The organism is Jeotgalicoccus sp. WY2 (assembly GCF_018437745.1).
GTDB classification, from domain to species: domain Bacteria; phylum Bacillota; class Bacilli; order Staphylococcales; family Salinicoccaceae; genus Jeotgalicoccus; species Jeotgalicoccus psychrophilus.
On record NZ_CP049818.1, the window covers coordinates 239,036 to 261,149 of the forward strand.

Annotated in this window: 24 protein-coding genes and 7 pseudogenes; 28 read left to right on the plus strand and 3 right to left on the minus strand. The window is 40.9% G+C overall.

What is annotated here, in order from left to right:
- The first annotated feature begins 36 nt into the window (after positions 1 to 36).
- Positions 37 to 963, plus strand: coding sequence for a ribonuclease Z (gene rnz / locus G4D76_RS01350; RefSeq protein ID WP_213810324.1), 927 nt, complete (start codon positions 37 to 39; stop codon positions 961 to 963).
- Here rnz and G4D76_RS01355 read toward each other — a convergent pair.
- Entirely contained in the window at positions 914 to 1,858 is a 945-nt protein-coding gene (locus tag G4D76_RS01355) for an alpha/beta hydrolase (protein ID WP_213810325.1), read from the minus strand. The two genes, rnz and G4D76_RS01355, sit on opposite strands and share 50 nt — an antisense overlap.
- Before the next feature lie 113 nt (positions 1,859 to 1,971).
- On the opposite strand from G4D76_RS01355, the gene G4D76_RS01360 reads away from it, so the two are divergent.
- The 4 genes and pseudogenes from G4D76_RS01360 (at position 1,972) to deoB (ending at position 5,119) form a co-directional block, all read left to right on the plus strand.
- Positions 1,972 to 2,523, plus strand: coding sequence for an NUDIX hydrolase (locus G4D76_RS01360; RefSeq protein WP_213810326.1), 552 nt, complete (start codon positions 1,972 to 1,974; stop codon positions 2,521 to 2,523).
- 81 nt (positions 2,524 to 2,604) lie between these two features.
- Positions 2,605 to 3,063, plus strand: coding sequence for a ferric iron uptake transcriptional regulator (locus G4D76_RS01365; RefSeq protein ID WP_026858097.1), 459 nt, complete (start codon positions 2,605 to 2,607; stop codon positions 3,061 to 3,063).
- 134 nt (positions 3,064 to 3,197) lie between these two features.
- Positions 3,198 to 3,940: pseudogene (locus G4D76_RS01370) on the plus strand (tyrosine recombinase).
- A gap of 7 nt (positions 3,941 to 3,947) precedes the next feature.
- Positions 3,948 to 5,119: pseudogene (deoB, locus tag G4D76_RS01380) on the plus strand (phosphopentomutase).
- A gap of 351 nt (positions 5,120 to 5,470) precedes the next feature.
- Here deoB and G4D76_RS01385 read toward each other — a convergent pair.
- The gene (locus G4D76_RS01385) at positions 5,471 to 6,016 is read right to left on the minus strand and encodes a DUF309 domain-containing protein (protein ID WP_213810328.1); all 546 of its coding nucleotides are present in this window, start codon (positions 6,014 to 6,016) and stop codon (positions 5,471 to 5,473) included.
- Between the two features lie 136 nt (positions 6,017 to 6,152).
- On the opposite strand from G4D76_RS01385, the gene G4D76_RS16480 reads away from it, so the two are divergent.
- The 14 genes and pseudogenes from G4D76_RS16480 (at position 6,153) to G4D76_RS01450 (ending at position 14,468) form a co-directional block, all read left to right on the plus strand.
- The gene (locus G4D76_RS16480) at positions 6,153 to 6,353 is read left to right on the plus strand and encodes a segregation/condensation protein A (protein WP_371814534.1); all 201 of its coding nucleotides are present in this window, start codon (positions 6,153 to 6,155) and stop codon (positions 6,351 to 6,353) included.
- On the plus strand, positions 6,350 to 6,703 hold the full coding sequence (locus G4D76_RS01395) for a hypothetical protein (RefSeq protein WP_213810330.1): 354 nt from the start codon (positions 6,350 to 6,352) through the stop codon (positions 6,701 to 6,703). Before G4D76_RS16480 ends, G4D76_RS01395 begins: the two co-directional genes overlap by 4 nt.
- Before the next feature lie 33 nt (positions 6,704 to 6,736).
- Positions 6,737 to 7,273, plus strand: a complete 537-nt coding sequence (scpB, locus tag G4D76_RS01400; protein ID WP_213810331.1) for an SMC-Scp complex subunit ScpB — start codon at positions 6,737 to 6,739, stop codon at positions 7,271 to 7,273.
- A pseudogene (locus G4D76_RS01405) lies at positions 7,270 to 7,993 on the plus strand (pseudouridine synthase). The gene scpB and the pseudogene G4D76_RS01405 overlap by 4 nt, the downstream one beginning before the upstream one ends.
- Before the next feature lie 102 nt (positions 7,994 to 8,095).
- Positions 8,096 to 8,626 carry a redoxin domain-containing protein gene (locus G4D76_RS01410; protein ID WP_213810332.1) on the plus strand — a complete coding sequence of 177 codons (531 nt, stop codon included), beginning with the start codon at positions 8,096 to 8,098 and terminating at the stop codon, positions 8,624 to 8,626.
- A gap of 11 nt (positions 8,627 to 8,637) precedes the next feature.
- Positions 8,638 to 9,510 carry a cytochrome c biogenesis ResB family protein gene (locus G4D76_RS01415; protein ID WP_256440515.1) on the plus strand — a complete coding sequence of 291 codons (873 nt, stop codon included), beginning with the start codon at positions 8,638 to 8,640 and terminating at the stop codon, positions 9,508 to 9,510.
- On the plus strand, positions 9,501 to 10,274 hold the full coding sequence (locus G4D76_RS15725; RefSeq protein WP_256440516.1) for a cytochrome c biogenesis ResB family protein: 774 nt from the start codon (positions 9,501 to 9,503) through the stop codon (positions 10,272 to 10,274). The genes G4D76_RS01415 and G4D76_RS15725 overlap by 10 nt, the downstream gene beginning before the upstream one ends.
- 10 nt (positions 10,275 to 10,284) lie before the next feature.
- The gene (ccsB, locus tag G4D76_RS01420; RefSeq protein ID WP_213810333.1) at positions 10,285 to 11,490 is read left to right on the plus strand and encodes a c-type cytochrome biogenesis protein CcsB; all 1,206 of its coding nucleotides are present in this window, start codon (positions 10,285 to 10,287) and stop codon (positions 11,488 to 11,490) included.
- Positions 11,491 to 11,508: 18 nt separating this feature from the next.
- Positions 11,509 to 12,219, plus strand: a complete 711-nt coding sequence (locus G4D76_RS01425; RefSeq protein ID WP_213810334.1) for a response regulator transcription factor — start codon at positions 11,509 to 11,511, stop codon at positions 12,217 to 12,219.
- A 44-nt stretch (positions 12,220 to 12,263) separates the two neighbouring features.
- A complete protein-coding gene (locus G4D76_RS01430) occupies positions 12,264 to 12,488 on the plus strand; it encodes a hypothetical protein (protein ID WP_213810335.1) in 225 nt (74 codons plus the stop codon).
- Positions 12,489 to 12,571: 83 nt separating this feature from the next.
- Positions 12,572 to 12,814 (plus strand): hypothetical protein, encoded by a 243-nt coding sequence (locus G4D76_RS01435; protein WP_213810336.1) that lies wholly within the window; start codon positions 12,572 to 12,574, stop codon positions 12,812 to 12,814.
- Between the two features lie 2 nt (positions 12,815 to 12,816).
- Positions 12,817 to 13,224: a hypothetical protein gene (locus G4D76_RS01440; RefSeq protein ID WP_213810337.1), complete on the plus strand. Its 408-nt coding sequence runs from the start codon at positions 12,817 to 12,819 to the stop codon at positions 13,222 to 13,224.
- Positions 13,221 to 13,898: a sensor histidine kinase gene (locus tag G4D76_RS01445; RefSeq protein ID WP_213810338.1), complete on the plus strand. Its 678-nt coding sequence runs from the start codon at positions 13,221 to 13,223 to the stop codon at positions 13,896 to 13,898. The genes G4D76_RS01440 and G4D76_RS01445 overlap by 4 nt, the downstream gene beginning before the upstream one ends.
- 15 nt (positions 13,899 to 13,913) lie before the next feature.
- Positions 13,914 to 14,468 carry an ECF transporter S component gene (locus G4D76_RS01450; protein WP_213810339.1) on the plus strand — a complete coding sequence of 185 codons (555 nt, stop codon included), beginning with the start codon at positions 13,914 to 13,916 and terminating at the stop codon, positions 14,466 to 14,468.
- A gap of 165 nt (positions 14,469 to 14,633) precedes the next feature.
- Here G4D76_RS01450 and G4D76_RS01455 read toward each other — a convergent pair.
- Positions 14,634 to 14,887, minus strand: a pseudogene (locus G4D76_RS01455) (ferredoxin).
- A gap of 179 nt (positions 14,888 to 15,066) precedes the next feature.
- Here G4D76_RS01455 and G4D76_RS01460 point away from each other — a divergent pair.
- From G4D76_RS01460 to G4D76_RS01495, 9 genes and pseudogenes are all read left to right on the plus strand, one after another.
- Positions 15,067 to 16,098, plus strand: a complete 1,032-nt coding sequence (locus G4D76_RS01460; RefSeq protein WP_213810340.1) for a LysM peptidoglycan-binding domain-containing protein — start codon at positions 15,067 to 15,069, stop codon at positions 16,096 to 16,098.
- An 18-nt stretch (positions 16,099 to 16,116) separates the two neighbouring features.
- Positions 16,117 to 16,770, plus strand: coding sequence for a (d)CMP kinase (cmk, locus tag G4D76_RS01465; RefSeq protein WP_213810341.1), 654 nt, complete (start codon positions 16,117 to 16,119; stop codon positions 16,768 to 16,770).
- A 235-nt stretch (positions 16,771 to 17,005) separates the two neighbouring features.
- Positions 17,006 to 17,497: a lysophospholipid acyltransferase family protein gene (locus G4D76_RS01470; RefSeq protein WP_250130268.1), complete on the plus strand. Its 492-nt coding sequence runs from the start codon at positions 17,006 to 17,008 to the stop codon at positions 17,495 to 17,497.
- Positions 17,494 to 18,660 (plus strand): annotated as a pseudogene (rpsA, locus tag G4D76_RS01475) (30S ribosomal protein S1). Before G4D76_RS01470 ends, rpsA begins: the two are co-directional and overlap by 4 nt.
- Before the next feature lie 90 nt (positions 18,661 to 18,750).
- A pseudogene (gene der, locus G4D76_RS01480) lies at positions 18,751 to 20,060 on the plus strand (ribosome biogenesis GTPase Der).
- A gap of 16 nt (positions 20,061 to 20,076) precedes the next feature.
- Positions 20,077 to 21,126, plus strand: a pseudogene (locus tag G4D76_RS01485) (NAD(P)H-dependent glycerol-3-phosphate dehydrogenase).
- A 71-nt stretch (positions 21,127 to 21,197) separates the two neighbouring features.
- Positions 21,198 to 21,353 carry a hypothetical protein gene (locus tag G4D76_RS01490; RefSeq protein ID WP_250130269.1) on the plus strand — a complete coding sequence of 52 codons (156 nt, stop codon included), beginning with the start codon at positions 21,198 to 21,200 and terminating at the stop codon, positions 21,351 to 21,353.
- Positions 21,341 to 21,586: a hypothetical protein gene (locus G4D76_RS14165; protein WP_250130089.1), complete on the plus strand. Its 246-nt coding sequence runs from the start codon at positions 21,341 to 21,343 to the stop codon at positions 21,584 to 21,586. Before G4D76_RS01490 ends, G4D76_RS14165 begins: the two co-directional genes overlap by 13 nt.
- Complete coding sequence (locus G4D76_RS01495; protein WP_250130090.1) at positions 21,541 to 22,059, plus strand: hypothetical protein; 519 nt, start codon at positions 21,541 to 21,543, stop codon at positions 22,057 to 22,059. The genes G4D76_RS14165 and G4D76_RS01495 overlap by 46 nt, the downstream gene beginning before the upstream one ends.
- Positions 22,060 to 22,114 lie beyond the last annotated feature (55 nt).

Consider the following 22,114-nt stretch of genomic DNA (forward strand, 5'->3'; position numbering starts at 1 on the left):
TGATATAATAAAACAATTAATTAACGAGGTGTCGAAATGAAATTTACTGTTTTAGGCTCGGGGGCCGGGCTGCCGTCCAAAGATAGAAATACGCAGAGCTTTGTTATTGACTGTGTACTTGAATACAACGAATATATTTTAATCGATGCTGGTGAAGCTTTGCAGCACCGCATCCTTCATACTCATATTAAACCATCTAAAATAAAAAACATATTTATTACGCATCTGCACGGCGATCATATTTTCGGGCTGCCCGGATTTTTATCGTCGAGAGCGTTCCAGGGCGGGGAAGGTATACCTTTAAAAATTTACGGTCCAAAGGGACTCACAGAGTGGCTGCAGACGACTTTCCGGATATCGGAAAGTACGCTCAACTATCCGCTCGAAATTGTTGAAGTTGCACCGCATATGAATTTACGGCTGAATGATTTTGATGTTCATGTCGTCCCATTATCTCATGGTATTGAGTCGTACGCTTATATTTTTAAAGAAGATGACAAAATAGGGGGGCTGCAGACTGATAAACTCCGCGTACTGGGGATAAAACCAGGCCCTGTATATGGCGAGATTAAATCGAGTGAGACGTTCACTGTCGATGATACTGTTTATAATACGTCAGATTTTATCGGTGAAACAATCAAAGGACGTAAAATTACGGTGCACGGTGATACGCGTTTAAACAGTGATGATGAATATTTAAAGCTGATAAACGGCTCGGATTTAATCGTGCATGAGGCAACATTTTTAAAAGAGGAAAAAGAAAAAGCACATGATTATTTCCATTCGGAAATTAACCAGGTGCTCGATGTTTTTAAAAATATTAATTATAAGATGCTGATGTTCGTTCATATCAGCAGCCGCTATACCGATGAAGATATTAAAGAAGTCAATGCCGGATTAAATAATCATGCTGTTATTGCCTACGATTATTTTGAACTTCCCATCCCGCGTAACGTTCAATAAATTCTGAGACCGTCTGACGGTACTCTTTTGGATTGCGGTTGTAGCTTTCTACATGATTGCCGCGTTCCGGGTACCATTGCTCTTTCGGTCCTTTTTTCTTATCGTACAGCTGTTCAGTCGATTCATAAGGAATAAATGAATCGCGTTTTGAATGGATAAACAGTACAGGCTGTTCGATTTTATCGACTACTTTAATCGGTGATACGTGATACAGGCTGAATTTACTGCGCACTTTTAAGAATATATAAGTGAACAACAATACTATCGGTGACGCAACACGTGAATAGGATGTGTAAATATGTGTGAGCTGATCTCTGAACTTCGCAAATGATGCGTCCGAAATATAGAACTTCGCCTGGTTTGAAAGCTCACCGGCATAAAGCAGTGTTGTTGCTGCACCCATCGATTCACCGTGTACGCCGAACTCGATATCATCGCCGTAGTTTTCCTGCAGGTATTCAATAACTGTTTCGAGATCAAACTTCTCATAGAAACCGTAGGTTGAATCGACACCGCCTGTATCGCCATGACGTCGTGCATCGTAGACAACGCAGTTAAAGCCCATGTCTTTAAATAAATTGACATATTTCGTTGAACTGAGTTTGTTCTCCGATACACCGTGGCAAATAACAATCCATTTATTAGTCTGGTGCGGATAAATAAATGATGCACTGATATCATAGCCGAACCTTGAAGGGACGTTCACGATGTCTTTAGGAAGTTTATCGTATTCTTCCATATTCATCCGTTTCGCACGCGTTTCACGGCGCTTAACAATTTCAACGTCTCTCAATTTAAAAAACATAATCTGGCTCGAAGCAAAATAGCCGAGCGATATAAACATCACAGCTGCCGATACGACAAGAGCAGCAAGCCATTTAGAAAAACTTTTCATCTGTGGTCCTCCATTCTATTAACAAACATTATTATATCACCTGTATAATATTTTCAAATCCTTATTTTTATAATATAATGTGATATATTTAATATAACTATTGAAAAGCGGTGATGACTATTTCAAATGATCATTTGATAGAGAATACACGTTCCAAAGAAGATATTTATGATGGTAAAATAATCGATGTCAAAAAACTGACTGTGGAATTGCCAAACGGCAAAGAAGCATACAGGGAAGTCGTCTATCATAAAGGCGCAGTCGCTGTTATAGCGATTGACCGGGAATATATGTATTTTGTCAAACAGTTCAGAATTTCAACAGAAGAAGTACTGCTCGAAGTGCCGGCAGGAAAAATTGAAGTTGATGAACACCCTGATGACACAGTGAAAAAAGAATTAAAAGAAGAAATCGGCGGAGAATCAGACAACATTAAAAAGCTTTATGAATTTTACGTATCACCCGGATTCTCAAATGAATTAATCCATTTATACGAAGCAGCAGATGTTTCGTTCGGTGATTCTCAATTGGAAGAAGATGAATTCCTCGATATCGTTAAAGTTCCGTTAAAAGAATTAAAAGAGAAAATGCATAATGGCGAGTTCAGAGATGGTAAAACACTGGTTGCTGTACACCATGTGCTGCTGTCACAAGGTTATTTATAATCATTATAAATAACTGTTAAAACTCTGCTCTCTTATGTATAATAGTTATTAATAAGATTACGAAAGTTGGAAGGTGCAGTTGTGGAAAAAAGAATTGAGCGAATTAAAGAGGCCTTGCACGATGCTCGGTATAAATTAACTCCACAGCGTGAAGTCACTGTGAGAGTACTCCTCGAAAACGAAAGCTCTCATTTAAGCGCTGAAGATGTTTTTATGAAAGTAAAAGATAAATATCCGGAAATTGGACTGGCAACAGTATATCGTACACTTGAACTCTTAAATGAACTGAACGTCCTCGACAAAGTGAATTTTGGCGACGGCGTTTCAAGATATGATCTCAGAAAAGAAGGTGCACAGCACTTTCACCATCATTTAATTTGCATACATTGCGGTTCGGTTGAAGAAGTTGAAGAAGATTTACTGACAGATGTTGAGAAAATCGTTACACGGGATTTTAATTTCGACATCATCGACCATCGTCTAACCTTCCACGGCGTTTGCAAATTGTGCAAAGGGAAAGAAGGAAACACAGATGCTTAAACGTTATATCGATGAATACTTAACGTATTAAAGATTGAAAGAGGTTTAAGTGATGCATCGATATCATCATAAAACAGGATTTAAAACAATACAGCCAATATTTAAGTGATGAAAATGTTACGGGTGTCGAGCAGATTACGACAGAGATCCTCGTAACATTTTTACAGTTTTTATCGCTTAACGGCAAGAGCAATAAAACGATCAGAAGAGTGCAGTCGACGCTCAGAAACTTTCACCAGTTTTTGCAGCTCGAGCAGGTTATCGAGACGAACCCTGCGCTCAGATTGAACACGCCTAAAGAAGAACGTGAGCTGCCGGTAGTGCTGACTGTTGATGAAATGGAAACACTGCTGCATTCACCGGATTTGAGTGCACAGGGCATACGAGACAACGCAATAATGGAGCTCCTTTACGCAAGCGGGCTTAGAGTTAGTGAACTGATTAACTTAAAGCTCAGCGACCTGAATCTGGATATGGGTTTTATTCATGTATACGGTAAGGGCGACAAGGAAAGAATTGTCCCGACAACCGAATATGTGGCAGATAAATTAAATAATTATAAAAAAAATCAGCGTTTAAGGTTATTAAAGCATGAAAATACTGATATACTGTTCCTTACGAACAGAGGTAAAGGGTTCACCCGTCAGGGGTTATGGAAGACTATAAAAAGTATGTGCTGATCAGCGGCATCAACAAAAATATTACGCCGCATACGTTCAGACACTCTTTTGCGACGCATTTAATCGAAAACGGTGCTGACCTTCGCGCTGTGCAGGAAATGCTCGGTCATTCCGATATATCCACCACTCAGGTGTACACACAAATCTCTGCGACGAAAATCAGAGAAATGTATAAGCAGTTCCATCCAAGAAAGTAGGTAAATTATGTACAAAAAAATTCATTTAATCGTTCTTGATTCAGTCGGTATCGGTGAAGCACCGGATGCTGAAGAATTTGGAGACGTCGGCACGCATACTTTGAAACATACGCTTGAAGCGCATCCGAACACATTGCCGAACCTGGCAAAACTCGGGCTTGGCAATATCGATAAATTGCCGGGCGTTGATGAGACGGAAAATACTACAGGATTCTACACTAAGATGCAGGAGGTATCTAAAGGTAAAGACACGATGACAGGTCACTGGGAAATTGCCGGCTTAAACATCGATACTGCGTTTAAAGTATATCCGGACGGATTTTCTGACGAACTGCTGAATAAAATTACAGAAGCAACAGGACGCGGCATTGTCGGCAACAAACCGGCAAGCGGTACTGACATCATCGAAGAATTCGGTGAACACCAGATGGAGACAGGGGACTTAATCATTTACACATCAAATGACCCTGTACTTCAAATTGCAGCGAATGAAGAAGTCATTCCACTTGAAGAAATTTATGAAATCTGTGAAAAAGTACGCGAAATGACAAAAGACCCTGAATTTTTAGTTGGCCGCGTTATTGCACGTCCCTTGTCGGCTCTAAAAAAGGAGAATTTAAACGTACGGAAAACCGTCATGACTACGCACTTCAGCCATTTGGTAAAACTGTGCTGAACGCCCTGAAAGAAGATGACAAAGATGTTATCGCAATCGGTAAAATCAACGATATCTTCACAGGCAGCGGAGTCACAGATTCAGTCCGTACGAAAAACAACGATGACGGCGTCGACAAACTTCTCGAAGTAATGGACCGCGACTTTAACGGTTTATCATTCCTGAACCTGGTAGACTTTGACGCAGAATACGGCCACCGCCGTGACCCCGTTGGCTACAGCAATGCATTAAAAGCATTCGATGACAGACTACCTGAAATAACTGGCAAACTGACAGAAGACGATCTTTTAATTATTACTGCAGACCACGGTAACGACCCAACATATACAGGAACAGACCATACGAGAGAATATGTGCCGCTGCTTATTACGACAGGCAAAGACCTCGAATTTGGTAAAATTGATCAGTGTGCCACATTCAGCAACATTGCAGCAACTCTCGCTGAAAACTTCGGCGTTGAATACGACACACATGGTACGAGCTTCTTAAAGGAAATAAAATAGATGAAGAAAGCAAAATACGTTATCTTCTTCGGAATACTTCTCATGAGTATCGTTTGGGGATTCCTCTATTGGATGTTTTAGTTTAAGTTGAATAAGTAAGATTGATAAACGGTCTGAACACCTTTAGTTTAAGGTGTTTTGACTGTTTTTTATTTTCAAGGGCAGAAGTTTGGATTTTAACCTCTGAGTACAATTTTTCAGCAAAAAAGAGAGTCAAAAATGACTCTCCAGCATAAGATTTTTTATCTAGCTTATGAAGGAAACGTTCATTGGGACGAATAATCTTATTTGTCTCATTGAGCACCTCACATTGGGACGAATACGCGTATTCGTCCCATCGAGCGGTTAAATTCACTGCCCGCGCTGTGCCAGTTTCCTGTTTAACGCCTCGAGCCGCGCTTCAATAACGTCTTCGCGGTCGCGCAGGCGGTGACGATGGATAATACTCTCGTCTTTTTCAAAGCGCTCCAGGATTTCTAAAGTAAACGCGCTGTAAGATTCATAGTCATCCTGATACAACTCATAAAGCGATTCGTAAACCCAGCTGTCAACAGGGTAATTCATCGGTTTGAACGATGTATCTGCCAGCCCATTAAACCGGCTCTGAAGCATTTCAGCTAATTCTTCGCCAAATCCAAACGCCTTCACGTCATAGCGGTGTTTGTCATACAGCTTTAACGCGCGTTTATAAGATGTCGCTGCACCGATGATATTGTCTCTCCGGTAATGATATTCACCGGTAACAATGAGCACAAAAAACACTTCGGGGTCTTCTTTCGTAAATATTCCCTTGTCTTTCCACACTTCTTCCATGATTTCATGGCATTCGAAGTAATCTTGCTTTATAATTAATTCGTTAAAGAATTGTAAAAGTATTTCTTTATCGATACGTATCACTCCTAAAATTGAGGTTTTGTAATGACTGCTTATAAGTGAAACTAGATGTTTTTGAAGGACCGCTCGATTTGCTCCTTCATTTGATTAGAGTTTTGATATTTACGATATTCCGATGAAAATGCTCACAGAGCAGTATATGGAATATATTAATCAGATGAAAGAACTTGAGCTTAACGTTGCAAGCGATTATCTCGTTATGGCGAGCGAGCTTGTGAAAATTAAAAGTCACATGCTGTTGCCGGAACCTATGGCCGATGATGATTATGAAGATCCGCGCGAGCAATTGATGTCCCAGCTAATAGAATATCAAAATTATAAATATATGCTGAAGAATTGAATAAGCTGAAAGAGGAAAACAGACTTCAATTCGTCAAGGCGCCGCATTTATTCGAAGATGATGAAGATGACACGGATACACTTGAGCTGAGTCTCCACGATCTCTTAGAAGCGTATAACAAAGTAAAATCCCGTGTATCTATCACCGAAGAATCATATGTCGTCGTGCAGCGCGAGGTCTATACGAAAGAAGAAGCTGTGATTTTTATCGCGTCGAAATTTAAAGACAGAAAGTCATTAAAAATGACTGAGTTGCTTACTTTCGATGAACCCCGCAGCAAAGTAGTGCAGGTATTTATAACTATTCTAGTATATCAGTCAAAATCTCTATCATATTACGCGCATCGATGAAGATGATTTTGAGCTCGAAAGGTTGGCTTAAGTATGGAGCAGATAAACATTATTGAAGGTTTATTATATATTGCCGGCGACCTGGGTTTAAGTGAAGAGGCATTGATGATGCACGTGCCGATTACTAAAATGCAGCTGGAAATAGAATTAGAAAAATACGATAAAGAACATTTAATAATTACACGTCATGGCGATATGTATTTTTTAAAAACGACAGAGAATATGGAAAAATACATCAAGAGGGTACTGGCTGACAGACCCCAAAAGAAATTATCGCAGGCAGCATTGGAAGTGCTTGCAATTATCGCATACAACCAGCCAATCTCAAGGAACGGCATAGAAAGTGTACGCGGCATTGTCTCAGATGGTCCAATTTCAACACTGATCAATAAAGGGTTAGTGAAAAAGAAAAATATAATTGATGAACGCGCCGCACATTTCGAAACGACACAAAGCTTTTTAGAAATATTCGGTTTGAAATCTTTAGATGACTTACCGGCAGATGATATGATTACAGAACAAGAAGATATCGACTTGTTCTTCAATAGCTTAAAGGAGCAAAATCAATGAAAACTACACGTTTAAATAAAAAAATTGCTGACGCAGGAATTACTTCACGACGTAAAGCAGATACACTAATAGAAGAGGGCCGCGTATTCGTTAACGACAAACTCGTTACAGAACTCGGACTTCAGGTTACAGACAAAGACCGCGTAACAGTAGACGGCATTCAGCTAACGAAAGAGGAACCCGTGCATATTTTATACTACAAACCTGCCGGTGAAATCTCAGCTGCAGAAGACGATAAAAAACGCGACACGGTAATTGACGTCTTCCACGGCATCGATGCACGTCTTTATCCTGTAGGTCGTCTGGATTACGATACATCCGGATTATTACTCGTTACTAACGATGGAGAATTTACACAGCACATGACACATCCGAAATTTGAAATGAAGAAAACTTACAGAGTTAAAACAGATGGTATTTTACTCCGTCATCAGCGATGAGATGCGCAGAGGTATTAGACTCGACGACGGAAAAACTGCACCATGTGATTTGAAAGTGATCCGCGACAAGGGCGGCAAGGACATGATTCTTGAAATTACAATTCACGAAGGACGTAATCGCCAGGTCAGAAGAATGTTTGAGCACTTCGGCTTAAACGTAACGAAACTTACGCGTATCTACTTTGACTTCCTGACACTCGACGGCCTAAAAGAAGGCGAATACCGTTTCCTTAAACCGCATGAAATTAAAAAACTGATTGCCAACAGCAAGGTAAGTTAAATGTCATAATACTGTCAAACCACAACAAAATGTGTAGTGTTATAATTATTGCTACGCACGCATTTTATTGCGGTTATATTAATTTACGAAAGGGGCCTGACGTTGAAAAAAGGAACTAGAAAAATTATTCGTACAGGTACAATTATTACGATTGCAGTACTCCTCGGCGTAACACTTTACTTAAATTTGAGGGATGGCACTCAAACTGTAAACGTCGGAGATGATGCAGTTGATTTTAAACTGGAAACATTGGACGGAGAAGAACTTCAGCTGTCTGAAGTCACTGCCGAAAACGGCGTAATACTCAATTTCTGGGGTACATGGTGTAAACCATGCCGGGAAGAAATGCCGGAAATGAACCAGGTGTATAACGAAGGTCATGAAGATTATGAAATTATTGCTGTGAACGTTTCTGAAAACCCTCAGCAGATTGAACAGTTTCTTTCAGGGCTATCTGAAGATCTTGATTACCCGATTGCATTAGATTCAAATCGCAGTGTAACGAAAGCTTACAATATCGGACCGCTGCCAACGACAATCGCTATTAACAAAGAAGGTGTCGTCGTTAAGAAACAGGAATATCAACTGACTAAAGAGGATATCTATGCATTTATAGATGAATCTCTGGAATAGGATGACCTTATATGGAACAGAAGGAAATACAATGTAATCATTGCGGTCATGTCAATCCTCCGGGCACTCAGCTGTGCCAATCATGCGGGAAAATGATCAATGAAGATTACGATAAGAAAAAAATTAAAGATCTTATGCGCTACGACGGAAGTGCTGTACGTTCGAAAGTCCGTTCACAAAGTATCTTTGATAAGATATGGAACTTTTTCACTTCGATAAAAGTCGGGGTCACTATTATTGCAATAATTGCAATATCCGCTGCTGTAGGTACGATTCTGCCGCAGGAATACTTTATTCCGATCGGTGCAGATCCCGCTCAGCACTACACTGAGCTATACGGTACATTCGGAACGCTGTATTACAAGTTCGGGTTTACCCAGCTTTATTCTTCATGGTGGTTCGTGCTGTTAATGGGACTTCTTGCCTTATCCTTAATTGCAGCCAGTGTCGACAGAGGTGTACCGCTGTATAAATCATTAAAGAATCAGCGCGCTAAAAAACACGCTTCATTCTTTAAACGCCAGCGTTTATTTAATGAATATGAATCCACTGATAATGCAGCTGACATTGCGAAAGCATTTGAAAGTAAAAAGTACAAACTTAAAACTGACGGCGATCACTATCTGCTTGAAAAAGGCCGTTTGTCCAGATGGGGGCCGTATATTAACCATACCGGCTTAATTATTTTACTCGCGGGCAGCATGCTGAGATTTTTCCCCGGTGTTTATATAGATGAAATCATCTATGCACAAGAAGGAGAAACAGTAAGCATTCCAACAACTGAAGGACAGTATTACATGCGTAACGATGGTTTCACAATTGATACATACGATGAGGATTCGGGCACGGTATTGATGAGACATTGCAGAACAGCATGGCTCTGACAATCAGTAACTTCCAGACCGATATCACTATGTATGAAAACAAAACTGTTGATATCGTCGGTTCATCGCCGGAGCTGGAAGAAATTGATAATTACAGTATCCGTGTAAACCATCCGTACCGTTTTGACGATTACGAACTGTATCAGTCAAGTTACGATAACTCGCAATTAAAATCGATGACCTTCAGACTTGAAGATAGCGAAGGAAATGTCCTCGGTGAGAACTTTGAAGTCAGCCTTGATGATCCTGCTGACAGTTATAAAATAACTGAAGATATTACGATTAACATGAAAGCCTATGCACCGGACTTTTTAGAAATTGAAGATAACGGAACCCTTGTTTCTGAAACACCGGTTCCGACAAATCCGGCATTCGTGTTTGAAGTTGCAGAAGGAGACGAAGTAGAACTCAGCCTGCTGCAGATTATGAACTCAACTGATATTACGCAGGACAACGAATACAGTATTAAATTCGTCGAAGCAGAAGAGCATATGGCAACTGTCCTGACTCTGAAAAAAGATTTATCAATGCCGATTATTGCAACTGGATTTGTAATTTTCCTCATCGGTCTGTTTATCGGGTCTTACATTAATCACCGCAGAATATGGATTAATGCAGAAGGCGACACGATGAACGTTGCGGCTCACACTAACAAAAACTATTTCGGACTGAAAAAAGAGATGAACGCAGTACTTGAATCTCACCATTTAGCCGAGATATTCGATAAACAGGAAAAAGAGGAAAATGACAAGCTGAAAGGATAGTGTTTAAATTATGGAGGAAACATTCTTATCACTGAGTAATACACTGATATTTATCGCGTTTCTTATGCTGCTGGTATCACTTTTACCGCTCGGCATAAGCATTAAATCGAAACCACAATCTAAGAAATACGAAAAAATTGCAATTTGGATAATCGTTATTGCATTCGTCCTTGAACTCGCGTACTTTATTCTGCGCTGGATGGCGACTGGACATGCTCCGGTTTCAAACATGTATGAATTTATAGCGATGTTCTCAATCATGCTGATTGGCGGATTCTTAATTACGTATCATTACTTCAGAACGAAAGTATTCGGTCTGTTCGCGATTCCGATTTCACTGCTTCTGTTAGGATACGGCAGTATGTTCTCAACAGATGTTCAGCCGCTTATCCCGGCGCTGCAGAGTAACTGGCTGGCTATTCACGTTATTACTGTTACATTGTCTTATGGTATACTGTCGATGAGTGCAGTTGCAGGGCTTATCTACTTATTGAAAGCTATTCCTGCAGAAGAAAATTCATGGCGCGCACGCTGGCTGGAAGCTATAATGATTGGTATTCTGACTGTCGTTATGTATATAGTTACTACAGTATTCATGCAGAATATTGTCGGCTATGACGATGAGTTCTATTATACTGATCAGCAGGGACAGCAGGTCATTGCTGAATACCATCTTCCAAGTCTTATAAATTACAGCGAGGCGATTCCGGTAGAACATATCGGTAATAATGAATATGAGCCCGCAGATCATTTCCACCTTGGAATTGATTTACCGCCTGTAATTAAAGCACAAACTTTAAATACAGTAGTCTGGTCAATTATTATCGGTTTAATTACTTACGGCATTGTTCGTCTTGTTATTAGAAAACGCCTCTTTGCTCTCGTTAAACCGTTAACTAAAAAAGCTGACCTTGCATTGATGGATGAAATTGGCTACCGTTCTGTGATTATCGGTTTCCCGCTTTTCGCACTCGGAGGCATTTTCTTCGCTGCAATCTGGGCCCAGATTGCCTGGAGCAGATTCTGGGGCTGGGACCCGAAAGAAACATGGGCATTCATTACATTTATGTTCTACACAATCTTCCTTCACCTGCGCTTAAACCGCGGATATGAAGGCGAGAAGTCTGCATGGTTAGCAGTAGGCGGGTTCATTCTTATTCTGTTTAACCTGATTGCAATTAACTTAATTGTAGCTGGCCTGCATTCGTACGCATAATATGAAAAGAGGGTAATTATGGCAGAAAAAATACTATTAGTCGACGATGAAGAACGTATTCGTAAATTGCTTAACTTATACCTTACACGTGAAGGTTATGAAATCACTGAAGCTGGAGACGGCAAAGAAGCATTGGAGCTTGCACTTAATGAAGATTTCCACTGTATTCTGCTCGATCTCATGATGCCTGAAATGGACGGGATTGAAGTCGCAAAAGAACTGCGCAAGGAAAAATCAACACCCGTCATTATGTTGACAGCGAAAGGTGAAGAAGGGGACCGCGTTGAAGGACTTGAAGTCGGTGCCGACGACTATATCGTTAAGCCGTTTTCACCCCGCGAAGTTGTCCTCAGAGTAAAAGCAATATTACGCCGTTCTTCTGAAACGGCATTTATCGAAAAAGATTCATCAGCAAAAGATATGATAGTCTATGAACATCTTGTTATCGACAACGACGCTCACCGCGTTTTAGCCGATGATGAAAAGGTGAATTTAACACCGAAAGAATACGAATTGTTATTATTTTTAGCGAAGAGTCCCGATAAAGTATTTAACCGCGAAGAATTGCTGAAAGAAGTATGGAACTATGACTTCTACGGCGATTTAAGAACTGTCGATACACATGTTAAGCGTCTCCGGGAGAAACTGAACAAAGTGTCTCCTGAAGCCAGCCAGATGATTCACACGGTCTGGGGTATCGGTTATAAATTCGAGGTTAATGACAAATGAGTTTTTTCTCCAGCGTTGTAACTAAACTGTGGTTTACTATCTTAATGATAGTAACTACAGTTTTAATTATATTATCTATCATTCTGAGTTTTTACTTCAGGAACTATGCGCTCGGCAGCACGGAAGATCATCTGGAAGAAGAACTGAGCCGGATTGAAAATGTCGTGCTCAGCAATCATACTCTTGATTTAAACGACTCATACCTTGCAGCTGAAGAAAACCTGATTATTATTCAGACGGGCAGTTTATCGCGGGCAGCAACCAGATAGCCGAAGAGATTTACAACGAGATTACCACTTCAAACCTGTCGAGCAGCACGTTTATCGTTAACGATATTAACGACCGCGAGTTTATGGTTAAAGTATCAGATTTAAGCGAGTTCTTTGAATCCGATACTGCGATTATTAAATACAACAATCTCGATACTTTGAACCAGTCATTTTTAACAGTATTAATTATTTTAATTATCACTGCGGCGATTCTGTTTCTGATTACGACTTTTTTTGCATTTTTCCTAATTTCAAGAATTACTAAGCCGCTTATTGCGCTGAAAAATTCCTCGTTCTCAACAGCAGCGGGAATTACAATCAGCTGAAAGTGACATCGAGAGATGAAATCGGTGAGTTGACATTGGCCTTTAATAAGATGAATGATAATATTAAAAGTACGATTACAGAACTGACACATGAGAAAAATTTAAGGGAAACTGTATTCTCTTCTCTGTCGAACGGTCTTATGTACTTTAATACGTCCGGAGAGCCTGTCTATTCGAACGACAGGGGTCGGAGCTACTATGAACTGTTCCAGCAGTCTGAAGAAGAATTTGAATACTTTAAATCGCTTATTATCGAAGTCTCTGAATCAGATGAAAACCACCTTGAACGTCTCGATATTGAAGATTTGCATTTACAGCTGGCAATGTCTCCCGTTAAATCACTTGAAGAACAAAACGGCGTAACCGTGCTGATTCGTGATATTACGGATGAAACAATACTGAAAAGATGAGAACAGACTTTATTTCGAGCGTTTCCCATGAACTTAAAACACCGATGGTGATGCTGAGCGGCTATTCAGAAGCTCTGTTAGATGATATCGTTACTGAACCGGAAGAAGTTAAGGAAATGGTCTCGATTATTAAAGATGAATCCGACCGCATGAACAAACTCGTCTCGGAACTGCTGATTATTGCACGCATGGATTCTGATGATGTCCTTTATGATATTAAACCGCGGAACTTTACGCTGCTGCTTCACGAGCTGGACCAGCGTTTTGATTATAAACTTAAAGATAACAACATTGAGCTGAATATTAATGCCGGCAGTGAAACTGTCACGTTCCCATTCGATTACGATAAACTGAACCAGGTCTTCACGAATTTAATCGATAACGCAATCCGCTATACAAAAGCCGGCGATGTGATTACAATAAATATTGCAGAAGATGAAGACTGTGTAACAATCGAAGTCAGCGATACCGGAACCGGTATAAAACGGGAAAATATTAAACATATATTTGAACGCTTTTATAAAGTAGACGAAGCGCGGACAAGAGGAAAACACGGCACCGGACTCGGTTTATATATTGTCAGCAATATTATTAAGAAGCACAGCGGAACGATTGCTGCAGACAGTATCTTCGGCGAAGGTACAACATTCACTATTAAACTACCTAAAGAATAGAAAGGAATGAGCGATTTGGACAGACAGCGCCTGAGAAAAATTATTTACATCAGTATATTAAGTGCATTATCATTCATTTTGATGCTGATACAATTTCCGCTGCCATTCCTGCCGCCGTTTTTAATGCTCGATTTATCTGATATACCGGCCTTTATCGGCTTTATACTATTCGGAGGCGTCGGCGGTTCGTTAATCATCATTATGAAAATAGTGCTGTACAGTATATTAATGGCAAGTGAGCCGATCGGACCCATTGCAAACCTGCTCGCATCATTTTCATTCCTGCTGCCTGTATATTTTATTTACTACAAACGTAAAACTGCGAAAAGTTTAATCGCAGGATTCATTGCCGGAATTATCGTGCTGACCCTGGCGCTTGCAGTACTGAATTACTTCGTTCTGCTGCCGGCATACGGTCTGATCGTTGACCAGACAGATATTATTAATAATCTGCGTACGGTAATTACGGCGGGAATCATTCCGTTCAATATCGTTAAAGGGGTTATTCTAAGTCTGATTTGTTATGTAATTTATAAAAAAGCACTTCCTGTTCTGATAAACAGACAATAATGTAATTTATGGTCATCCGGTTGAGCCGGATGACTTTTTTATGCGGAGAGACAAGATTTCACATTGCCGTATTCCGGGATGTTTTAGCAGAATCGTGCTTTAAAGTACGACAGCATTCAAAAAAGGACAGAACCGTGTCGGTCCCATCCTTTATCTTAATAAATTTTATTCATATTTTAATGGATCGCCGTCAAATGGAGCATCTTCAACTTTAATTGAATCTGTTGGACATCCATCAAATGCGTCTTCCATGTCTTCGAGCAGGTCGTCAGGCACAGCGGTAACGCCCTGTTTTCATCTAAAATGACGTAAGCAATGCCATCGTCATCGTAATCATATATATCTGGTGCAGCAGCACCACACGCGCCGCATGCGATACAAGTATCTTGATCTACTATTGTGTACTGTTTTGCGCTCATATATTTCACCTCTTAACGTTTACGATTAGTTCATAACTAATATTAAGAGAAAATCAAAAATTTATCAATGAACAATCATTGAATTCGTCAACAATCCATCGGAAGGATGATTACTCTTTAAATGTCCTTTCAAACAATATATAATTAAACTAAGAATGAAGTTACTAGGAGAATGCGCTATGAAAGATGATTTCTACAAAGATATTAAACATAAGCGGGCACAGGATGAAAAATCTAGTAAAACAAATGCAGGCAGCAAAAAGTCAGAAAAAGAAAACCGCGAAACTTTAAGCCGCAGTGCGCGGCACAAAACTAAAGAGACCGGCGAGAATAAACCGCCGGAGAAAAAATCACCGCCAAAAAAACAGCAAAAAGAAAATAACTTTACCGATAATCTGAAAGGGTATTTCAGCGCTGAGAACGCCGCTAAGGGCAAAGCGTTATTTGCAGGCAAATTTTCTTCATATCAAAACCGTATTAAAAACGAGATTAAGATTTCAAAAGAAAAGCTCGGCGGCCTCGGTGCTGCAAAGAAAACAGGCAAAAAACCGGAGAAGAATAACGGCAGTAAAAAACGCATGCTTCCATGGGTGCTTGCTGTCCTCGTGTTAATTCCGATTACAGTCTTATTTGCATTCTTAATATTTTCTAACTTCTGGCCGTCACTGAATGATGAAATTCAGCTGGCCGAGGAAAACACTTCTGAAGAGACTGCTGATAATAGCGGAGCTGAAGAAGATAGCGAAGAAGGTTTTAACGACGAACTTGAAGCACAAAAAGCTGAACATGAAAGACGCCTCGCAGCAAACCGCAATGAAGATTTAGCTGCGAAAAACATCGAAACAGATTATTCTCAGGAAGAACTTCAGGAGCTTGAAGAAGCTGCGCTTAGTGCCATCCGCAGTAAAGAAGACGGCGCCGATACAGAAGAAGCTGAAGCAGACAGCGCTGAGTCAGAAGAAGACGAACCTGCAGCAGAGCCTGAAGAAGAAACTGAAACAGCAGAAGATACTGAGACAGATACAGAGTCCGATTCTTCTGAAACACAAAACGCCAATGCATCGCACGTCGTCACACCCCAGGATAATTTATACCGTATTGCAATTCAGTATTACGGTGACGGCAGTGCAGAGAATGTACAGCGCATCATGGAAGCAAACGGCGTCACACCCGATAGTTTAAGTGTCGGACAGGAACTTATAATACCGTAAATGAAAGTAGGGCATCAAATGTCACATATCAGCATCGCTATTGACGGGCCGGCTGCTGCCGGCAAGAGTACAATCGCAAAACGCGTCGCAAAAAAATTAGAGTTTTTATATATCGATACCGGTGCAATGTACCGTGCAGTCACACTGTACGTGCTTGAACATGGTGATGGTGTTATTAAGGATATTGCATCACACATTCATATTACGTTCGGCATTAATGACGAAGTATATTTAAATGATAAAGATGTATCCGCTGAAATCCGCTCGCCGGAAGTCACTAATAATGTCAGCCGTGTATCTGCAATCGGCGAAGTCAGAACATATCTCGTCGAGATGCAGCGTGAAATCAGCAGAACCAGCAATGTTGTTATGGACGGCAGAGATATCGGCACGACTGTGCTGCCGGATGCTGATGTTAAAATCTTTATGCAGGCTTCGCCTGCAGTCAGAGCACAACGCAGGCTGCTTGAAGAAACTGCACGCGGCAACAATATTGATCTCGCTACACTGACTGCAGAAATCATCCGCCGTGATGAATTTGACAGCATGAGAGAAATTTCACCGCTCGTACAAGCTGAAGATGCCACCCTTCTCGATACGAGTCATTTATCGATCGATGAAGCAGAACAGAAAATAATTCAGCTGGTCGAAGATAAACTGGAGGTACAGTAAATGATTTATGAAATTGCAAAGTTTTTAATTAAATGCTATTACAAACTGAGATTTAAAATAACAATCATCGGCGAAGACAGAGTGCCGTCATCAGGTCCTGTTATGCTCTGCTCAAACCACGTGTCGGATTTTGATCCGCCTTTATCGGTCTTGCACTTGACCGTCTGTCATTCTTTGCAAAATCGGAATTATTTGAGCTGCCGGTCATCGGCAAGTTTTCCCGAGCCTAAATGCAATTCCTGTATCGCGCGGAAAAAGTGACAGAGCAGCGCTTAAAACTTCTATAAACGCACTGAAAGAAGACCGCTGTCTGTTAATATTCCCTGAAGGGCACCGCAACAAAGGCGACGTTAAACAGTTGCAGAATCTGCAGGAAGGTGCGAGCTTTATCGCTTCGAAATCCGAAGCACCGATTGTACCAGTTGTTATTAAAGGCGAGTATAATCGTAAAAAGGGTGTTACAATAGTATTTGGAAAACCAATTAACACCGAAGAATTTTTAGAGTCGGGCAATACCCGCAAGGATTTAACACGTAAATTGGAAGAAAATCTTAACAATTTACATTTTCAGAATAATCACTTGACAAAAGGTTCGATTTGTAAGAAGTTATTTAATACACTGTATAGTAATGGAGGCAAGCACAGGCGACAGAAGACATTAAGAACGAAGAATCAAACATTGAGGAAACACAGTCAAACGACGCACCTGACAACAACGCAGATTTGAAAAATGAAACTGAAACGGCTGAAAACAGTCCGTTTGCAGTGGGTGACACAGTAACAGGTACGATTTTTAACATCGAAGATAAGTTTGTAAAAGTTCAAGTAGATGATTCTGATTACGAAGGCATAATTCCAATCAGTCAGCTTACAAACAAACGTATCGAGCACCCGAACGATATATTGCACTTGATGATTCAATCACTGCAGTAGTTATCAAAGTTGAAGATGATGCTAAAAACATCATTGTTTCAATGCGCAAGCTTGATGAACAGAAAGCTTATGAAGATTTAAAACAGAAGCAGAATGCTGATGCAACGCTTGAAGGTACTGTTGTAGAAGCAGTTAAGGCCGGTCTGGTATTAGATGTTGGCGTTAGAGGATTTATTCCTGCATCACTTCTTTCTGATGAATATATTGAAGACCTTGAACAATTCAACGGCCAGACTCTGGAAGTTAAAGTTGAAGATATCGATCAGGAGAAAAACAGAGTAATTCTTAACCGCAAACGCATTGTAGAAGGTGAAAAGTCGAAACACCGCCAGGCTGAACTTGAAGACCTGGAAGTCGGCAGCATCATTGAAGGTGAAGTTGTTCGTACTACTACTTTCGGTGCATTCATCAACATTGGCAGCGTAGACGGTCTTGCTCATATTTCAGAACTAAGCTACAGCCGTTAACAGTGTCGAAGATGCAGTTGAAATCGGTCAGAAGGTGCAAGTTAAAGTTCTCGAAGTAAATCCTGAACAGGAACGTATCAGCTTATCTATTAAACAGGCAGGCGAATCTCCATTCAACAAGTTTATCGATACTCACAACACAGGCGATGTGTTAACAGGTACTGTTAAACGTTTAGTTGACTTCGGTGCATTCGTTGAAGTCAAACCGGGTGTTGAAGGTCTTGTGCACATTTCAGAAATTGCACATGAACACGTAAATGTACCAGGGGACGTGCTTAAAGAAGAACAGCAAATCGAAGTGAAAATCATCGGTCTTGATAAAGATAACGAGAAAATTTCACTATCAATTAAAGCTTTAGAAACAGCTCCGGCTAGACCTAAACAGGCTAAGCGCGAAGAAAATACACAAGTTTACACAGATGATAATGACGACGACGCACCAACTTTAGGTGACGTGTTCGGCGATCGTTTTAAAAACTTAGACTTATAATATTAGACTCACTCATAAATAAAGAGCGATGATACTATCGCTCTTTATTTTATTTGTGTTAAAATAAATGTGCATACAGGGAGGGTAACAATGTATAAACCAACAGTAGCAGTAGTAGGGCGGCCGAATGTCGGCAAGTCCACGCTTTTTAACAGAATTATCGGAGAAAGAAAGGCAATTGTCGAAGATTCTCCAGGTGTTACAAGAGATAGATTGTACGCCGAAGGTGACTGGTTAAATTATAACTTTAATTTAATTGATACCGGCGGTATTGAAATTAAAGATGAGCCGTTTCAGCAGCAGATTAAAATGCAGGCGGAAATTGCGATTCTTGAAGCAGATGTTATTTTAATGATTGTGAACGGCAGAGACGGGGTAACGAGCGATGATTTATTCGTCGCAAGAATTTTACAAAAATCAAAGAAACCCATCGTTCTTGCAGTAAACAAAATTGATAACTATGAAATGCGCAGTGAAATATATGAGTTTTACCAGCTCGGTCTTGGTGAACCATGGCCGGTATCCGGATCACATGGTCTCGGACTTGGTGATGCACTCGACGAAATCGTCAAGCACTTTGAAACTCTGGAAACTGAAGTTGAGAAGACCCGTCTATTAAAGTGTCATTAATCGGCCGTCCGAATGTTGGTAAATCCAGCCTCGTCAACGCAATTCTCGGCGAGGAACGTGTTATCGTTTCCGATATAGCCGGTACGACCCGCGATGCGGTAGATACGGCCTATACGTATGAAGATGAATCTTACACACTGATTGACACAGCAGGTATGAGAAAGCGCGGTAAAGTCTACGAAGCAACAGAAAAATATTCCGTTCTTCGTGCCACTCGTGCCATTGAACGTTCCAATGTTGTGCTCGTTATTAACGGTGAAGAAGGTATACGTGAACAGGACAAGAGAATTGCCGGTCTTGCCCATGAAGCAGGACGTGCGATTATTATCGTCGTCAACAAATGGGACGCGGTGGAAAAAGATGAAAAAACAATGCGCGAATTCGAACTGGATATCAGAGCAAACTTCCAGTACTTGGATTACGCACCAATCACTTTCGTCTCTGCAATGACTAAAGTCCGTCTTAAAACATTATTCCCGCTTATTCAGCAGGCATATGCATCGAGTAATATGCGCGTGAAGTCGAGTACATTGAACGAAGTACTTGTAGACAGTGTCAGCATGAACCCGACACCTACAGACTCAACAGGACGCCGTTTAAGCATCTATTACGGTACGCAGGTCAGTGTTGGACCGCCGACATTCGTCCTGTTCGTGAACGACGTTGAGCTGATGCATTTCAGCTACAGACGGTATATTGAAAATCAGCTGCGTAAAGCATTTGATTTTACCGGCACGCCGATTCACATTATCACCCGTAAAAGAAATTAGAAAGTAGGGTATCAATATGAACATCTCAGTCATTGGAACAGGTAGTTTTGGTACGAGCCTCTCATGGTCTTAAATGACAATAATAATCGGTAATGATGTACGGGAGAAATCAAGATATGTTTTAGAAATAAATGAGTTGCATACGAACAGCCGTTATTTAAAAAATATTAAGCTGTCACCAGGAATTACAGCAACAGCGTCACTGGAAGAAGCAGCAGCACATGCGGAAATCCTCGTACTGGCTGTCCCCGTTAACGCAATGCGTTCTGTAGCGTCTGAGTTAAATAAACTCTTAAAAAAATTAGATAAACAGGTCCTCGTTGTGCATGTCGCAAAAGGACTTGAATTAAATACGTACAACCGTGTCTCTGAAGTGCTTGAAGAAGTATTCGATGAAGACCGCGTATCGGACATCTGTGTACTCAGCGGACCGAGTCACGCGGAAGAAGTAGCACTCAGACAGCCGACGACGGTAAGTACTGCGTCTATCCGTGAAGAAGGTGCAGAAGTAATTCAGGATGTCTTTATGACGGATTACTTCAGAGTATATGTTAACAACGATATGGTCGGCGTTGAAATCGGCGGTGCATTGAAGAATATCATCGCACTTGCTGTCGGCGCACTTGCGGGCTACGGTTTCGGGGATAATCCGAAAGCTGCCGTAATTACACGCGGGCTCCATGAAATTGCACGTCTCGGTACGAAACTCGGGGCGAATCCGCTGACATTCCTCGGATTGACGGGAATGGGGGACTTAATCGTTACGGCTACGAGCCAGCACTCAAGAAATTACCGCTGCGGGCAAATGATGGCAGGGGGCTTATCTCTTGAAGAAGCTACCGAGAAGATGGGCATGGTTGTCGAAGGTGTCAATACGACCAGAGCAACTTATGAACTCGCTGAAATACACGATGTCGATATGCCGATTACGAAAGTTTTATACGGTTACTTATTTAATGGAATCAGTGAAGACGAAGCATTCAGCGCGCTGATGAAGCGCGAGAAGACTTCGGAATCGGAAGGCTTGAAACAATTATTAGAGAGTCAAATAAAAAATAGTAAATAGTTAGAGGTATATGTATGTTTGATATTTCAAGAATGGACTTAATGTGGGTGTCATTCGTGTCGATTGGCTTTATGGCACTTGCAGCGGTATTAATTTATCTGGCAAGGTTTGTAATTACTATTCGTTTCGTCAGTTTTCTTTATTTCTTTAATTGCATGGGTACTCTTAATACTCGCGTTTCTGCTGATGATTCTAGTCATTGGGGGATCCACACATGCGTAAATTAGGATTTCTTTTAACTTTCACGCTGTCACTCGTTGTGCTGACGGGGTGCATGTATCCGGATGACCAGCGGGCAGGCAGCAATATTCCGCCTGAAACAGATATTCAGAACGTCCAGAATGCAGTCGACAACTTCCAGGAGTCTGAAGGCGGCATTCTGCCGATTAAACGACTGAAGATGCTGTTGAGTATTTGGAATACCCGATTGAATTCACCAGAGTCGTACCGGAATATTTAAGCGAGATTCCGGTAACGGCATACGAAAACGGCGGAAACTTTCAGTATGTTATACTCGATGAAGAAGAAGATCCGACTGTAAAAATTGCAGACCTTGCAATAATCGAAGAGCTCCGCTCACTCAGCCTCCGGATTAACGGCATGGGTGAACATGTGGAACTTGGAGAACAAGTCGGCCCTAACGTATATCAGCTTGACCTTGAGCATTATAACCTCGCTGACAATCCGACAGTTACTAGTCCTTATACAGGACAGGAACTTAATGTCTATTACAACGGCGGTCAGGATTTCGTCGTCGATTACAGAGATGATCTGAATATGATGATTGAGAACGAAGGTCTCGAATTCGAGACTGGAGAAGATATTCGTGAAGTATTGTATGAATATACACCAATAGTGCCGATATACTCGCCTGAAATGACAGTTGATGAAAATAACGAAGCAATATTTATGACAAGTGTGCATAAAAGTTAAGTCACTTCAATTTTTAATGGAAAAAACGGTTAAATCCGTTGCAGTCCCTACGGCC

Bases quoted from the DNA above. Each gene is read 5' to 3' on its own strand.
- G4D76_RS01460 (WP_213810340.1), top strand. From the start codon at position 15,067: ATGAAAGATGATTTCTACAAAGATATTAAACATAAGCGGGCACAGGAT.
- G4D76_RS14165 (WP_250130089.1), top strand. From the start codon at position 21,341: ATGCGTAAATTAGGATTTCTTTTAACTTTCACGCTGTCACTCGTTGTG.
- G4D76_RS01415 (WP_256440515.1), top strand. From the start codon at position 8,638: ATGGAACAGAAGGAAATACAATGTAATCATTGCGGTCATGTCAATCCT.
- G4D76_RS01355 (WP_213810325.1), bottom strand. From the start codon at position 1,858: ATGAAAAGTTTTTCTAAATGGCTTGCTGCTCTTGTCGTATCGGCAGCT.
- G4D76_RS01445 (WP_213810338.1), top strand. From the start codon at position 13,221: ATGAGAACAGACTTTATTTCGAGCGTTTCCCATGAACTTAAAACACCG.
- G4D76_RS15725 (WP_256440516.1), top strand. From the start codon at position 9,501: ATGGCTCTGACAATCAGTAACTTCCAGACCGATATCACTATGTATGAA.
- scpB (WP_213810331.1), top strand. From the start codon at position 6,737: ATGGAGCAGATAAACATTATTGAAGGTTTATTATATATTGCCGGCGAC.
- G4D76_RS01435 (WP_213810336.1), top strand. From the start codon at position 12,572: ATGGTTAAAGTATCAGATTTAAGCGAGTTCTTTGAATCCGATACTGCG.
- G4D76_RS01425 (WP_213810334.1), top strand. From the start codon at position 11,509: ATGGCAGAAAAAATACTATTAGTCGACGATGAAGAACGTATTCGTAAA.
- G4D76_RS01360 (WP_213810326.1), top strand. From the start codon at position 1,972: ATGACTATTTCAAATGATCATTTGATAGAGAATACACGTTCCAAAGAA.
- rnz (WP_213810324.1), top strand. From the start codon at position 37: ATGAAATTTACTGTTTTAGGCTCGGGGGCCGGGCTGCCGTCCAAAGAT.
- ccsB (WP_213810333.1), top strand. From the start codon at position 10,285: ATGGAGGAAACATTCTTATCACTGAGTAATACACTGATATTTATCGCG.
- G4D76_RS01430 (WP_213810335.1), top strand. From the start codon at position 12,264: ATGATAGTAACTACAGTTTTAATTATATTATCTATCATTCTGAGTTTT.
- cmk (WP_213810341.1), top strand. From the start codon at position 16,117: ATGTCACATATCAGCATCGCTATTGACGGGCCGGCTGCTGCCGGCAAG.
- G4D76_RS01490 (WP_250130269.1), top strand. From the start codon at position 21,198: ATGGCACTTGCAGCGGTATTAATTTATCTGGCAAGGTTTGTAATTACT.
- G4D76_RS16480 (WP_371814534.1), top strand. From the start codon at position 6,153: ATGGAATATATTAATCAGATGAAAGAACTTGAGCTTAACGTTGCAAGC.